14 protein-coding genes are annotated in these 15,207 nt (G+C 52.3%); 5 read left to right on the forward strand and 9 right to left on the reverse strand.

What is annotated here, in order from left to right; translation table 11 throughout:
• Positions 1–354 precede the first annotated feature (354 nt).
• Genes gnd through zwf form a run of 3 tightly spaced genes read right to left on the reverse strand, consistent with a single transcriptional unit; the run spans position 355 to position 4,034 of the window.
• On the reverse strand, positions 355–1,779 hold the full coding sequence (gene gnd, locus AC4IE8_RS16840; protein WP_068987197.1) for an NADP-dependent phosphogluconate dehydrogenase: 1,425 nt from the start codon (positions 1,777–1,779) through the stop codon (positions 355–357).
• Between the two features lie 36 nt (positions 1,780–1,815).
• Positions 1,816–2,502: a 6-phosphogluconolactonase gene (pgl, locus tag AC4IE8_RS16845; protein ID WP_490791509.1), complete on the reverse strand. Its 687-nt coding sequence runs from the start codon at positions 2,500–2,502 to the stop codon at positions 1,816–1,818.
• On the reverse strand, positions 2,499–4,034 hold the full coding sequence (zwf, locus tag AC4IE8_RS16850; protein WP_068987199.1) for a glucose-6-phosphate dehydrogenase: 1,536 nt from the start codon (positions 4,032–4,034) through the stop codon (positions 2,499–2,501). Before zwf ends, pgl begins: the two co-directional genes overlap by 4 nt.
• Before the next feature lie 1,027 nt (positions 4,035–5,061).
• Between zwf and AC4IE8_RS16855 the strand changes: the two genes are divergently transcribed.
• Complete coding sequence (locus AC4IE8_RS16855) at positions 5,062–5,901, forward strand: LabA-like NYN domain-containing protein (protein WP_068987200.1); 840 nt, start codon at positions 5,062–5,064, stop codon at positions 5,899–5,901.
• Between the two features lie 69 nt (positions 5,902–5,970).
• On the opposite strand, the gene AC4IE8_RS16860 is transcribed toward AC4IE8_RS16855, so the two are convergent.
• The gene (locus tag AC4IE8_RS16860) at positions 5,971–6,567 is read right to left on the reverse strand and encodes an NUDIX hydrolase (RefSeq protein WP_068987201.1); all 597 of its coding nucleotides are present in this window, start codon (positions 6,565–6,567) and stop codon (positions 5,971–5,973) included.
• A 292-nt stretch (positions 6,568–6,859) separates the two neighbouring features.
• On the opposite strand from AC4IE8_RS16860, the gene ppx reads away from it, so the two are divergent.
• Positions 6,860–8,371 (forward strand): exopolyphosphatase, encoded by a 1,512-nt coding sequence (gene ppx, locus AC4IE8_RS16865; RefSeq protein ID WP_068987233.1) that lies wholly within the window; start codon positions 6,860–6,862, stop codon positions 8,369–8,371.
• 57 nt (positions 8,372–8,428) lie between these two features.
• Here ppx and AC4IE8_RS16870 read toward each other — a convergent pair whose 3' ends face one another.
• From AC4IE8_RS16870 to parE, 3 genes are read right to left on the reverse strand one after another with little or no spacing between them, the layout of a single operon-like run.
• Positions 8,429–9,022, reverse strand: coding sequence for an SCO family protein (locus AC4IE8_RS16870; protein ID WP_068987202.1), 594 nt, complete (start codon positions 9,020–9,022; stop codon positions 8,429–8,431).
• The gene (locus tag AC4IE8_RS16875; RefSeq protein ID WP_068987203.1) at positions 9,022–9,576 is read right to left on the reverse strand and encodes a hypothetical protein; all 555 of its coding nucleotides are present in this window, start codon (positions 9,574–9,576) and stop codon (positions 9,022–9,024) included. The genes AC4IE8_RS16870 and AC4IE8_RS16875 overlap by 1 nt, the downstream gene beginning before the upstream one ends.
• A gap of 20 nt (positions 9,577–9,596) precedes the next feature.
• Positions 9,597–11,483 carry a DNA topoisomerase IV subunit B gene (gene parE / locus AC4IE8_RS16880; RefSeq protein WP_068987204.1) on the reverse strand — a complete coding sequence of 629 codons (1,887 nt, stop codon included), beginning with the start codon at positions 11,481–11,483 and terminating at the stop codon, positions 9,597–9,599.
• A 244-nt stretch (positions 11,484–11,727) separates the two neighbouring features.
• On the opposite strand from parE, the gene AC4IE8_RS16885 reads away from it, so the two are divergent.
• From AC4IE8_RS16885 to folE2, 3 genes are all read left to right on the forward strand, one after another.
• Positions 11,728–11,967: an exodeoxyribonuclease VII small subunit gene (locus AC4IE8_RS16885; protein ID WP_068987205.1), complete on the forward strand. Its 240-nt coding sequence runs from the start codon at positions 11,728–11,730 to the stop codon at positions 11,965–11,967.
• Positions 11,954–12,856 (forward strand): (2E,6E)-farnesyl diphosphate synthase, encoded by a 903-nt coding sequence (ispA, locus tag AC4IE8_RS16890; RefSeq protein WP_068987206.1) that lies wholly within the window; start codon positions 11,954–11,956, stop codon positions 12,854–12,856. Before AC4IE8_RS16885 ends, ispA begins: the two co-directional genes overlap by 14 nt.
• 238 nt (positions 12,857–13,094) lie before the next feature.
• Positions 13,095–13,913: a GTP cyclohydrolase FolE2 gene (gene folE2 / locus AC4IE8_RS16895; RefSeq protein WP_068987207.1), complete on the forward strand. Its 819-nt coding sequence runs from the start codon at positions 13,095–13,097 to the stop codon at positions 13,911–13,913.
• Between the two features lie 21 nt (positions 13,914–13,934).
• Here the strand turns inward: folE2 and AC4IE8_RS16900 are convergent, their stop codons facing one another.
• Positions 13,935–14,585 carry a retropepsin-like aspartic protease family protein gene (locus AC4IE8_RS16900; RefSeq protein WP_068987208.1) on the reverse strand — a complete coding sequence of 217 codons (651 nt, stop codon included), beginning with the start codon at positions 14,583–14,585 and terminating at the stop codon, positions 13,935–13,937.
• Complete coding sequence (locus AC4IE8_RS16905) at positions 14,586–15,074, reverse strand: phosphatidylglycerophosphatase A family protein (RefSeq protein WP_068987209.1); 489 nt, start codon at positions 15,072–15,074, stop codon at positions 14,586–14,588. It abuts the gene before it with no gap.
• Positions 15,075–15,207 lie beyond the last annotated feature (133 nt).

Genomic DNA, 15,207 nt, shown 5'->3' on the forward strand with positions numbered 1-15,207 from the left:
CATTTTTTTTAATTAGCATCAATTTAATCCTTTAACTACCAATCTCTGCCACCTGCCTAAAAACCCTATATATTCAGAGCGGCAAATTACCTGAGAAATTGATTGACCAATCAGCTTTAAAGCTATTTCACTGACCTATGGCAATAAAACGAATAACTGATCCTCTAACATCACGGTCAGCGGGCATCAAGGCAATCTGATTAATTCAATTTATGAATTATTTTTTGTCGGAGACAGTAAGAATCCGCTCCTGCTACGCACAAATGACAACGAAAACTGATACTAACATTGTGCCTGCAAAACAACCGGCTATCTGACTTGGGGCCGGGCCAATAACCTATATTAATCAGGCATTCACTCGTCCAACCACTCAGAGTGAACAAAACCAAATTCCGGTTGATCGATACGTTCGTAGGTGTGCGCGCCAAAAGCATCCCGTTGCGCCTGTATCAGGTTTTGTGGCAGACGTTCAGTACGGTAACTGTCGAAATAACTGAGACAGGCTCCCATCACCGGTAGCGGAATACCCGCTGTCAGCGCAAAACCGGTCACCCGGCGCCAGGCGCCCTGGAGCCCTTGCAGTTGATGGCTCATCTCAGAATCAATCATCAGGTTGACCGGTTCAGGATCGTTGGAAAAGGCGACTCTGATCGGATCGAGCAGGCGCGCTCTGATAATACACCCCCCTTTCCAGATCCTTGCCGTTTCCGCCAGGTCCACCGACCATTGATAGCGATCAGAGGCGCTGCGGATCAATGCCATACCCTGGGCATAGGCAGTGATTCTCGAGGCATAGATCGCGCCATGCAGATCGGCCAGTATGGCCTTATGATCCACACCTGCTGAAGCACCGGGTCCCTTCAACAAATCGGCTGCAGCGACCCGCTGCTGCTTCATCGATGAGAGCACTCTGGCATCGACAGCAGCCGAGATGCCAGGGACCGCAACCCCCTGCTCCAGGGCGGCCTGAACGGTCCAACGTCCGGTGCCTTTTTGTCCCGCCTTGTCCATCACCAGGCTGACCAACGGCTTTCCGGTCTCATGATCCATGACTTTCATCACCTGGGCGGAAAGCTCGACCAGAAAAGACTCCATCGGTCCCTGGTTCCACTGATCAAACACCTCAGCGATGTCCTGCTCCTGCAAACCGAGCCCGCGTGCCATCAGATCATAGGCTTCCGCCAATAACTGCATGTCGGCATACTCGATGCCATTGTGCACCATCTTGACAAAGTGGCCGGCGCCATCCGGTCCTACATGGGTGACACATGGACCGGCTTCGGTTTGTGCCGTGATCGCTTCAAATACCGATTTAACCTCGGTATAGGAGTCTGCAGAGCCTCCCGGCATCATTGAAGGACCGTGCCGGGCGCCCTCTTCTCCACCGGAGATCCCTACACCCACGTAGTGCAGGCCCAACTCCCTCAAACGGGCTTCACGCCGTTGCGTATCCTCAAACCAGGAGTTTCCTCCATCCATGATGATATCCCCCGGCTCCAGCAGAGGCAGTAGTTGTTCGATCACTTGATCAACCGGATCGCCAGCCTTGATCATCAACAGGATACGCCTGGGACGTTCGAGCATGGCGACAAAACCGCTCAACTCCGAATGACCACCAAACCGTTTGCCCTGATTCTCTTGCAGAAACTCATTCAAGCTGCTGCTGCGCCTGTTCCAGACGGCGACAGGAAACCCCTTCTCTTCCATGTTGAGGGCCAGATTTTTTCCCATCACTCCCAATCCGATAAGACCGATATGAAACTGTTGTGAATCAGACATTGAGGCTTCCTGTATCTCCAATTTCGATTTAAAAAACTATTCTGCTGGGGCGTTTAAAATGGAACGTCCAGCCAGACTGTCCAATAACCAGTCCCCATCTTTTGCCAGGGCAGCGGGCACACTGCCATCCTGCAAGGCCCAGCGTACCGCATCGGCTTTATCATCCCCCTGTGCCATAAGCAGCAGATGGTTTGCCTGTTGAATCACAGGTGGCGTAACGGTAAGACGCTGCATCGGAGGTCTATTGCCGATCACCGGCATCACCCTTCGGCTGACTTCATCCATCGCGGCAGAGCCTGGAAACAGGGATGCGGTGTGACCGTCCGCGCCCATACCAAGCAGCAGCACATCGATATGCTTCGGGAGTATCGATTCATAGGCCTGCGCCGCTTCATCCGGTTGATCCTCACCACACATCCGATGGATGGTAACCCCTTCCGGAAGACCGGAGGGAAACAGCGCCCCAAGTACACTGAAGCCATTGTTTTCCGGTGTATCATCCGGTACACAGCGTTCATCACCAAAATAGAGAATGAGGCGGGACCAGGGGAGATCGTGCTCCTCTGTGAGCTGCTGATAAATGGGTAACGGGGTGGATCCACCAGCCAGCATCAGGTGACAGTGGTCGGCATTTTCAAGTACCTGCTTTATGGTTGAGACAATCCACTCAACGGCGCGGGTGTTGAACTCACTCCGATCGACAACCATGCGTTTGCCAGTCACTGTTTAATCTCCCGCCATTGACGGCTGTAGCGGTCCATCAGATCGTTCGCCTCTTCAGGGCCTTCGCTGCCCTCGGCATAGAATCTTGGTTGCTTTTTGCTTTCCGCCTGCCAGCTCTGCAGGATCGGGGCAACAAATCGCCAGGCAAATTCAACTTCATCCCGGCGGGCAAACAGGGTTGCATCCCCTTTAACCGCATCCAACAACAGCCGTTCATAGGCGTCTTTGATCGGATGTTCGTAGGTTTCTGAGTAGTTGAAATCCATTTCAACGGAGCTGACTTCGAGATCGTCCCCCGGTTTTTTACTGCTTATCTTCAGTGCCATACCCGCATCGGGCTGGATGCGGATTGTCAGTACATTGGGCTCAAGGTCCTGGCACACATCATCCCGCCCAAACAGACATAGGGGTACCGGACGGAAGAAAACAGAGACTTCAGTCATTCTATGGGAGAGGTGTTTGCCGACCCGGAGAAAGAAAGGCACACCCTGCCAGCGCCAGTTGTCGATATAACACTTGATCGCCGCATAGGTGGGAGTGCGTGATTTGGGGTCAACGTTCTCCTCATCCCGATAACCCCGGTATTGTCCAAACACCACATGCTTGAAGACTTCACGATTCTGCAGACTCCGCAGGCCACGCAATACCTCAACACGCTTGTCGCGAATATCATCCGCAGCGAATGAGACCGGTGGCTCCATGGCACACAGGGAGAGCACCTGTAACAGATGGCTTTGCACCATGTCACGCAATACCCCGGTATTGTCATAAAACCGGCCACGCCCCTCGACACCGATCGATTCTGCTGCGGTGATTTGAACATGATCGATATATTTACGGTTCCAGAGGGGTTCGAAAATGGTGTTGCCCAAGCGTGCAACCAGAATATTCTGAACCGTCTCTTTGCCCAGATAGTGATCAATCCGGTAGACCTGGTCCTCTTGCAGGACTTCGCCCACCACACGATTCAGTTCGATTGCCGATTCGAGATCCCGGCCATAGGGCTTTTCCATGATCACCCGGGTCCAGGGAACACGGTCACCCTGCTTACCCAGCAGACCCGCCTCATCCAAGCGGTGAAGAATGATTGTGGCCGCCGAAGGGGGGGTGGCAAAGTAGAACAGCCGGTTACCTTCACTACCAATCTGTTGCTCATATTTCTCCAGGGCATCACGCAGCTTGTGGTAACCTTCCGGATCTTCAAAATCCCCTTCCACGTAGGCGATCCGTTGACTGAACTCATGCCATACCGTCTCGTCGATCGGCTGGGAACGGGAGTGGCGCTGGACAGCCTGCAACAGCAATTGCCGGTAATCATCGTCACTTTTCTTTGAGCGACTATAGCCAATCACGGCGAACCGATCATCCAATGCCTTTTCCCGGACCAGATTATAGAGGGCCGGCATCAGTTTGCGCCGGGTGAGGTCCCCCGCAGCGCCAAAGATCACTAACAGGCAGGGTTCCAGGCGATCAGCCTGCAAAAACAGCTCACTCGCCTTCAAACCTTGGTGGGCGGGAAAATCAGATAACATCGCAATTGGTTCCTGTATGCGTTTTTATTATGCTTAAGATCTACAGAAATCAGCGTCTTCGAGACGCCATTCCACTTAACCATATTAGGTCACATTCAGGACTTCAAGATTGGTTTCGCAAAAAACAACCAGAATGGCTTCAAATCAGACGGCTAGAGTGACAACTTAATCAGAAATATGCTCTTGTTCTCAAACAGCACTATCTGTGATTTGCACATTTCAGTCGAAAATGTTGGGACCGGCCATTTAAAGACTGTCAGGTTTGTCACAATATTTTAGGAAGAATATTCCCACCGAATTAAATTTAGGTCTAAAATCGCTTTTTAGATTATCAATATCACTTTTTTGGGACATATTGATCAAATTATTATTTTTACGCGATTGGTACTCGGTATATCCAACTCACAACGAATTAAATATTGCAGATCTATTATTACAGTGGATAAACAGGCTAATTTTAGCCGAAGTGTCGCTGACCTTTTTAAAATCAAATTGTTAGGGGTTTGCGAACAGCTTCAATCTGAGCCAATTAAGTTGACGGATTTTTCGAGGAACTGCAGTTCACCCCTGCAAAGCAATACAATATAAAAAACTTAGACAAATAATATTACCCCGATATTGGTATTAAAATTTTTTTCTAATTCAATGTAGAATGATCTGGATGTCGAAGATCTTTTGCAATACCATGACAGTTCAACGGCCCGATTGGGCTCATGATACAAAACGACTGATTCAAATTAATCACAGTAAATGGTGCATTCAGGGCCTTAAGAATGCGCTGAACCAGAAACAGCTCTTGCAAATAGTGATTTTTTAGCCTGAGCTGCAGCAAAAAACAGGGTCTTTCAACTACAATCCCTGTTTGATTGAATTCGTAATGACGACTTTATATTCGCTTATCTACAGACCTTACATTCAAGCTGCCTGTAGAGTCATTTATTGTTATCGATATCACTTTAATAACATCAATCCCCTGATTGATTAAATTCCATTTCCCTCAATTCAATTATCTTTCGGGTAAATCACATTGCAGCAAATACTTAAAGTTGGCGTTTTTGTTGATGCCGAAAACGTACGTTACAACGGCGGCTACCAGCTCCGTTATGACATCCTAAGAATGTTTGCCGGGCGATATGGAGGCTCTCTGGTAAGACTCAATACCTACATCGCATTCGATCAGGAGCGTGCGAAAGAGGACCCAGAGTACAAAAGACGCGCATTGACATACCAGCAGATGGTGAGGGAATACGGTTGGAAAGTTATTGTCAAGAATGTACGCCGCTATACGGATGATGAAGGCAACGTAACCACCAAGGCCAATGCCGACCTGGATATGGCCGTCGATGCCATGCTTCAGGCAGAGAAACTTGACCTGCTATTGATGGTGACCGGTGATGGTGACTTTCTGCAGGTCGTTACGGCGCTGCAGGATCGGGGTTGCCGGGTGGAACTGCTTGGTTTTCGCAATGTTTCACAAGAGTTGAGACGCCTGGTTGATGACTACTACTCCGGTTTCCTGATTCCGGATCTACTGCCGATCTCCTATGAACCGAGAAATGAGTGGGGCGCTCCCGGCTCCTGCGTCCGCGGCGTCTGCTCCAAATGGTTTCCGGAAAAAGGCTATGGATTTCTGCGTTTCATCAAACGAATCGACCCGAACCTCTGGATCATCGATCCCCGTTTAGAGGATTCCCCTTACGAAAGTGTCTTCTGTCATGCCAATGAGTTGGCCGATGAGGTGACGGATGATGTGATGATGAATCGTGACTCGATTCTGGAATTCTATATCGAGGAGAGCGACAAGGATGATGGTCTTGTGGCGAACAACGTCCGTCTGGTACCCAGTTTTGGTGGCAACGGTCTGTAACTGACCGGTCACCATCGAATCACGGTGGAAGCCTTCGTTGAAGGCTTCCACCATTCGCGTTAAGCGTGCTCAGTCTGATTGGCTCGGAAAACCGGGTTGATCCATGATCATCTGATAACCTCGCGGATTCTGTTGGCTGCGTATGATGGTACCGCCACGCAGCGGAAACGCCCCCATCTGCCGGTCTTCGAAAAAGATTTTCAAAGACTCCCGAATCACCGGGAAGGCCATCTCCTGCCAGGGAATCTCCGATTCTTTGAACAAGGCGACTTCCAGACTCTCACTACCAGCGGCAAACTCCAGATCGAGCAGACGGCTACGGAAGATCAAATAGACCTGATTAATATGGGGTAGATTGTACAAACCATAGAGCCCTTCCACATCAACCCTTGCGGTTGCCTCTTCCAGGGTCTCCCTGGCAGCGCCCTGCTGGCTGGTCTCACCATTTTCCATAAACCCTGCCGGCAGGGTCCATAGACCATACCTGGGCTCTATCGCCCGCCGACACAACAGGATCTGTTCTTCCCAGACCGGGATGCAACCGACGACGATTTTTGGGTTCTGGTAGTGAATGGTACTGCATGATTCACAGACATGCCTCGGGCGGTTATCCCCATCAGGAACCTTAACTTCAACCTTCGCACCACATTGACTGCAAAAATTCATCACCCACTCCGCTGAGACCGATTGGCTATCATTAACCCGGCGACTAAGTCGCCGGGTTATAGATCTTGTGTTGCCTATTGTCACTCATAGATTGAAGTAACCGCAAACCTGAACACATATCCAGCGGCACCTTAAAAGCCACGCTTTTCAGAGGGTTTGTCTGTTATCCGACAACTCCTGCCAGGCAGTGATCCAGAGTCCGACTACAAGTGACCAATCCTTTTCGGGTTATTGAATGCTGCATTTTCTTGATATGATGCCCCGCTTTGAATTACAGCGAGATAATAGAAGTATGACGCAACAGCTTCCAGAGGCGGACCTGGAGGAAACCATCGCCGCCATAGACCTGGGTTCCAACAGTTTTCACCTGATTGTAGCCCGGGTGATTGACGGGCAACTGCAGATCATCGACAAGATGAAAGAGATGGTCAGATTGGGTGAAGGCCTGACCGCAGACAAGCGTCTGGATCCTGTAGTTGCTGAGCGGGCACTCAGCTGTCTCAACCGCTTTTCCCAGCGTTTACGACCACTCCCCCCCGAAAATGTCCGGGTTGTGGGCACCAACACCATGCGTCAAATCCACCCGGCCGATAATTTCCACAGCCTCGCTGAAAAGGCCCTGCGCCACCCGATCGAGATTATCGCCGGCCGTGAAGAGGCCAGATTGGTCTATCTCGGCGTAGCTCATGGTCTGGCAGCCGATAACGACAATCGCCTGGTGGTGGATATCGGCGGTGGCAGTACCGAACTTATCATCGGTCAGGGCTATCAGCCGTTAGAGCGGGAGAGTCTGCACATGGGCTGTGTCAGCATGAGTCGGCGCTACTTTTCTGACGGTAAGATCACCAGTCAATCGATGCGCGCCGTGATGCTGGCCTGTGCGATTGAGATACGACCGGTCAGAAATGAGTTTCGGGATGGCGACTGGAGTCGCGCCATCGGTAGCTCGGGGAGTATCAAATCGATCCGCGACGTGGTCATTGCGCAAGGCTGGAGTGAATCCGGCATCACCCGCAGTTCCCTGCAGAAACTCACCGATCATCTGGTCGAGGTTGGCTCGGTGGAGGCCCTTTCCCTGAAAGGTCTGTCTGAGGAGCGAAAACCGGTTTTCGCCGGTGGCGTGGCGGTGTTATCCGCGGTCTTCGAACATATCGGTATCGATCACATGGAGGTCTCATCCGAAGCACTCCGAGAGGGCCTGATCTATGACATGATCGGCAGAAGCCAGGATGAGGATGCCCGAGAAAGAACCCTGAAAACCCTGATCAAGCGCTACAACGTGGATCAGGATCAATCAAAACGTATCGAAGAGACCGCCCTCAACCTGCTGGACCAGGTCAAACGAAGCTGGCAACTGGAAGTCCCCAAATATTCAGCCATGTTGACATGGGCTGCAAAAGTCCACGAAATCGGTTTGACTGTCGCCCACAGCCAATTCCAGAAACATGGTGCTTATCTGATTGAAAACTCCGACCTGTCCGGATTCTCCCGCCAGGAGCAACGGGTCCTGTCGGCCATGGTGCGAGGCCATCGAAGAAAATTCCCCAGCTCGGTGTTCGAACAGCTGCCCAGTGAGGTTGTCACCTGTACCAAACATCTCTGCATTCTGCTCCGGCTTGCCGTATTGAGTCACCGAGCCCGCTCCGCAGTTGCCAAACCAACCCCCAGAATCGAGGCGGAAGACAACCGCATCTCACTGGTATTTCCAGAGGATTGGATCGAACACCACCCGCTGACACGGGCAGAGCTGGAACAAGAGGCGAACTATCTGGACGCTGCCGGATTTTTACTCAGATTTTCCTAGGGCCTGTTAGCACTAATCCAATAGGCCCTAAAAGCCTAACCTGGCAGAGCATCGCAATCACAGCAGCTCTCGAACAGCGCCCATCAGCGCCTCCAGACTGGTGTCATGAGGGAGGATCTTTGCCAGCTTCCCATCCGTATCGATCAGATAGGTATCTGCGGTGTGATCGACAACATAGTTGTCATCGCTCTGTTTTGCATGGATCTTGTAAGCTGCACCATACTGCTCTGCAACTTCAGCCAGCGTAGTTGCATCACCGGTCAGCCCAAGCAGACCGGGATGAAAATACTCCACATACTCCTTCAGTCTCTGCACACTGTCCCTGGCAGGATCCACACTGATGAATATCGGCTGTACTCGGGCCCGTTCTGCCGCCGGGATCTCGTCCAAAATAGCACTGATCATGGAGAGGTTGGTCGGGCAGATATCTGGGCACCAGGTGTAACCGAAATAGAGCAGCACCACACTGCCACGAAAATCCTTGAGGCTTACTTCACCCCGATAGGAGTCAAAACTAAAATCACCACCCTGGGGTGTGGCCTGTAGCGGAATGGCCGCGTGCTTTTCAGCCTGAGGCTGCCAGAACAGCAACATCCAAACCAAGGCAATTGCAAGTGTCAAACTAACTACGATGAGTACCGGTCTTTGCATCACTGAACTTCATTCTGAACATTCAAAATCGCCAGACACTCATCCATCAGCTGATTGTAGCTACCCAGGTGCAGCTGCAGCTGATTGTATTCCTCCAATAACTCACGCCTGCCCAACTCAGGATTTTCCTGCTCCCGCTCGATCATTGCCATGACATAGTTTTCACCGGCATGTAGATTTCTGGTTTTACGGCGCAGACTATCCGCAAGAAAATGGGCTCTCATCTCATTGAAACGATCGCCTCGATGCATGATGATCAATCGCTCCAGGTCACGCTCCGAATGGCTGATGCTGCGTTCGATGGCATGTATCTGTCGAACGTCAAACTCGACTCGCGAACGCACCTTCCTGAGCTGAACTCTCAATTGAGGGGCCAGGGCTTTCATCTCATCAAGCTTGGCTTGCAATTGCTCGACATTCGAATCAACCAGCTGTTGAAACTCAGCCGCTTGCACAGTCGATACCAGCGAGAAGATGAGTAGCAGTAGCGTTATTGAAACCGACTGCAATGAAGCAGATCGGTGGTGTTTGGATTTGCAGGTATAAATATTCATCGGTATCGAAAACTCAAAATCTAGATTTCTACAAGATCGCCCTTTTTCTCCAACCATTTTTTCCGATCAGATGCCCGTTTTTTGGCTAACATCATATCCATGACTTTATTGGTGCTGTCACCGGTCTCTACCGTCAGTTGGATCAACCTCCGGGTATCCGGATGGATGGTGGTCTCACGGAGCTGCATCGGGTTCATTTCACCCAGGCCTTTAAAGCGCTGCACATTGACCTTGCCCTTCAGTTTTTCCGCCTCGATCCGATCCAGAACCCCCTCTTTCTCGGAGTCATCCAGGGCGTAAAAAACCCGCTTGCCCACATCGATTCGGTAGAGTGGCGGCATAGCGATATAGACATGTCCCTGCTCAACCAGTTGCCTGAAATGTTTCAGAAACAAGGCACACAGCAGGGTTGCAATGTGCAGTCCATCTGAGTCCGCATCGGCCAAAATACAGACTTTGCCGAACCTTAATCCGGACAGATCACTGCTGCCCGGCTCCACACCGATTGCCACAGAGATGTCATGTACCTCCTGGGAGGCCAGCACATCGGCCGGATCCACTTCCCAGGTGTTGAGAATCTTACCCCGCAACGGCATGATCGCCTGGTATTCACGGTCCCGTGCCTGTTTGGCGGAACCGCCGGCCGAGTCACCCTCCACCAGAAACAGCTCGCTGCGGGTTGGATCCACCGCACTGCAGTCTGCCAGCTTACCCGGCAGCGCCGGCCCCTGGGTCACCTTCTTCCTGGCCACCTTGCGACCGGCCCGCATCCGTCCCTGAGCCGAGGTGATCGCCAGCTCGGCGATGCGCTCGCCAGCCTCGGTATGCTGGTTCAGCCATAGACTGAATGAGTCTTTGACCACACCGGATACGAATGCCGCGCACTCCCTGGAGGATAGACGCTCTTTGGTTTGACCGGAAAATTGCGGGTCCTGGAGTTTGACAGAGAGCACATATGAGACCTTGTTCCAGACATCTTCAGGCGTTAATTTCACACCCCGGGGGAGTAGATTACGGAATTCGCAGAACTCCCTCACCGCATCGGTGAGGCCGGTTCTCAGGCCATTCACGTGGGTTCCCCCCTGGGCGGTGGGAATCAGATTGACATAACTTTCGGTCACCGGTTCGCCGGTTTCAGGCAGCCAGACAAGCGCCCAGGCCGCCGCCTCCCGGTTGCCCGCCATTTCACCGATGAAGGCGTCATCGGGAATCCGCTCGGCCTCTTCAAGGGCATCCAGAAGATAGTCCCTTAATCCATCCTCATAGAGCCAGGTCTCCTTGTCACCACTCTTTTCGTCGTGGAAGGTGACTTTAAGACCGGGACAGAGCACCGCCTTGGCCCGCAGCACATGACGCAATTGACGAATGGAAAATCTAACACTGTCGAAATACTGCTCATCCGGCCAGAAGCGTACCCGTGTACCGGTATTGCTGCGCCCGACCTTGCCGACCTCTTCCAGATCCGAGATCTTCTCGCCACCGGCAAAGGCGATGTTGTACTCCTTGGAACCGCGCTTTACCCACACCTCAAGGTGTTTCGACAGGGCATTGACGACAGAGACACCGACACCGTGCAGGCCGCCGGAAAACTGGTAACTCTTGTTGGAGAATTTGCCGCCCGCATGGAGCTTGGTCAAAATAACCTCCACACCGGGCACCCCCTGTTGTGGATGCACATCAACCGGCATGCCGCGACCGTCATCGACCACTTGCAGGGATCCATCCTCAAACAGGGTGACCTCGATCGTCTTGGCAAATCCGGCTACGGCCTCATCAACACTGTTGTCGATCACCTCCTGCGCCAGATGGTTCGGGCGGGAGGTGTCAGTGTACATCCCCGGTCTTTTGCGAACCGGCTCAAGACCACTGAGTACTTCGATATCAGAAGCGTCGTAACTGCCACTCATATTGGGTTATCAATCCTATTACAAACTGTTGACACCGCGGGGAGTTTACACATCTGGGCTTTGGCTGGCGAGTCCATCGACGCCCTTGAGAGCGAAAATCCACCCGACCTGATCAGACTCTTTCGTGCTATCCATCTGAATGAGTTCCAGATTATCATTGACCCCCCTATCTGGGGTGGGTTAGTTTTACAGACTGTAATCTTAAAATAAACGATCTGCACTGCATCAGCCGACCCTAGTTACCGTGCCCAGAAAACCGAAAACACCGACCTTTGAAGAAGCCTTGAAAGAGCTTGAGAGCCTGGTTGAAACCCTGGAACAGGGCGATCAATCCCTCGAGGAGTCCCTGAAATCATTTGAACGGGGCGTCTCATTGACCCGACTCTGTCAGGAGGCCCTTAAGGAAGCTGAGCAGAAAGTTCAGATTCTCAGTGGAGAGCAACAGACATCCGAACTGGAATCTTTCTCAAATGACAGTGAATAACCCACTGGAAGCCTACATCAAACAGTGCAAACAGCGGGTTGAGGCAACACTCGATCAACGCCTGCCTGCTGAATCCACCCTGCCCGCCCACCTGCATCAGGCGATGCGCTACAGCTGCCTCAATGGCGGTAAGCGGGTGCGTCCCCTGTTGGTCTACGCCACTGGTCAAGCACTGGGTCTGCCACTGGAGTCGCTCGACGGGCCAGCCTGTGCCATCGAGCTGGTGCATGTCTACTCCCTGGTCCACGATGACCTGCCGGCTATGGATGATGACGATTTGCGGCGCAACCGTCCCACCTGCCACAAGGCGTTTGATGAGGCGACCGCCATTCTGGTAGGGGATGCCTTGCAGACCCTCGCCTTTCAAGTGCTCTGCTGCGACCCGAAGATCCCCGCCGATGCACAGACCCGCTTGGCGATGGTGGAGACCCTGGCCAGGGCCAGTGGATCCCGAGGCATGGCTGGCGGTCAGGCCATCGACCTGCAGGCCGTAGGCCAGGAGCTCAATCTTGCTGAGCTGGAGAATCTGCACATTCATAAAACCGGCGCACTGATTCGTGCGGCGGTTCGCATGGGCGCTCAACTGAGCCCCAAAGCCAGTAAAACTCAGGTATCCCACCTGGACCGATATGCCAAATGCATCGGTCTGGCATTCCAGATCCAGGACGATATTCTGGATGTGGAGGGAGATCCGAAAACCCTGGGTAAGACCAAAGGCAAGGATCTGGCCCAGGAAAAACCCACCTATCCCTCGATCATGGGTCTGAAAGACGCCAAAGAGAAAGCCTCGGGATTGATCGAGGAAGCCTTGAAGAATCTTGAGATTTTTTCTGATGAAGCAGATCCCCTGCGCTGGATCGCAAACTACATTATCGACCGAACCTACTGACCGAATCCTACCCTCCGAGAATTGACTCGAACCCTTGATTCTGGAGATAATTTGTTGTTCGACACGGCGGCATTGGGCTCCGAGGTGGTTGCACCGGCCCCGATAACCGTCTGATACCAAGGTAATAAATACCTGACGTTCTCCCTGTTGTCCCTACCCGGCGGCGGGGATAACCTCGGAACAATACGATTAGACTAGCGGTCCACACCCAATATATGGCTGGACAGGAAACACCGAAATGCTCGATAAAACACCAGTTAATGGTTCACAGATTGCCGATGTCCAGAACAGCGCCGATACACGTCAGATTGCCATTAACAAAGTAGGTATCAAAGACATAAGCCACCCAATGCGAATCAGGGACAGGAGTGAAGTCGAGCAACACACCATTGCCAACTTCAACATGTACGTCAACCTGCCCCACAACTTCAAGGGCACTCACATGTCCCGTTTCGTGGAGATCCTCAACAGCCACGAAACCGAAATCACCGTCGAGTCCTTCAAGGACATGCTGGCGGAGATGACCGAACGCCTGGAGGCGGAATCCGGCCATATCGAGATGAATTTCCCCTTCTTCATCAATAAAACCGCGCCAATCTCCGGGGTTAAGAGTCTGCTTGACTACGATGTCACCCTGATTGGTGAGATCCATGACGGCAAACCGATCATCGAAATCAAGGTTGTGGTACCGGTAACCAGCCTCTGCCCCTGTTCGAAAAAGATCTCAGACCGGGGGGCACACAACCAACGATCTCATGTCACCGTACAGGCCAGAACCAACGGTTTCATCTGGATTGAAGAGATCATCGACATTGTTGAGAAACAGGCCTCCTGCGAGCTGTTCGGCCTACTGAAACGCCCAGACGAGAAGTTTGTCACTGAAACCGCCTATGACAATCCGAAGTTTGTCGAAGACATAGTTCGGGACATCGCGGTTCAGTTTAACCGGGAGGATCGGATCAGTGCCTATGTGATTGAATCGGAAAACTTCGAGTCGATTCACAACCACTCAGCCTATGCCCTGATTGAACGGGATAAGACCACCGACCCAGTCTGACAGGCTGTTTATTGAGAGCGTTTAGAAACGCTTCTCAAGCACCAGCACATCCCCCTGGTCCTCCATCTTGACCCGGTTGAGAAAACTCATACCGAGCAATACCCGACCAGGCCCGGAGCCTTCGATGACGAAGCCTCTGACCCGGCGCAGTGTGATATCCCCCACTTGAACCCGATCCAGGGTCACCTCGTAGCCCTTGGTGACCCCGTTGGCGGTATTCACCAGGATCGGCTTGCCTTTATAGCGGTACTGGACGCCCAGACGCTTTGCCTGACCGGTATTCATCGCCACCGCTGTGGCGCCGGTATCGACCAGAAAATTCACAGTCAAGCCGTTGATGGTGCCCACGGTGGAGTAGGCGCCGGCCAGATCACGCCAGACTTTCGCCGTTACCTGTTCCGGCTTACTGAAATGACTGGATATATGCCCACCCAGCCGATAGGTATCACGCCTGCCATCCACTTCGATCACGGCCTGCTTACTGGAAGCGGAGATCAGCAACACCCCTTCCGGCGAAGGTTTGTTGATTTTCAGCAACCTTCTGACACCGTCGATGCTGACCATCGCCTTATCGGCAAACAGCGCCTCCACCACAATCCGCTCTACCCCAATAGCCGGTGAGGCAGTAAGAGAGAGCCAGAGCAGGCAGATCAGCAGACATCGGTTTGTCATTCAGAACCACTCCCATTGATTCAGTAGCGCCAGGCAGATAGCCGCAAAAACTCCGGCGATCAGATCATCCACCATAATGCCGAATCCGCCTTCCACCCGTTGATCGACCCAACGGATCGGCCAGGGTTTCACAATATCGAAAAAGCGGAACAGAATGAAACCGATCATCAGCCAGATCCAACCGCTGGGGGCAAATGTCATGGTCACCAGATAGCCGACGATCTCATCCCAGACGATACCCCCGTGATCATGCACACCCAGGTCACGGGAAGTCTGCTGACAGATCCAGATACCAAGCAGAAACGCCACAGCTGTAATGATTAGATAGTAGACCAGCGGCAGAGGTTGCATGAGCAAAAAGAACGGTATTCCGACCAGGGTGCCGAAAGTGCCCGGTGCTTTCGGGGCCAGCCCGAAGCCAAAACCGAACGCCAGCAGATGCACAGGATTAGCCATGCTGGGCAGATTGTATTGTTGTTCGCTACTCATTTTCAGCTAGTGGGCCATGCGGTTAATTCGACGACGCATTTTTAGCGCGATTTACTGAAGCAATTATTTTCTCGGCACTTTTTGTCCAACGAAATGGTTTAGCGCTGTATTTATTGTGGACTTTCACATATCG

The sequence above is a fragment of the Candidatus Thiodiazotropha sp. AKAK2 genome (genome assembly GCF_058244685.1).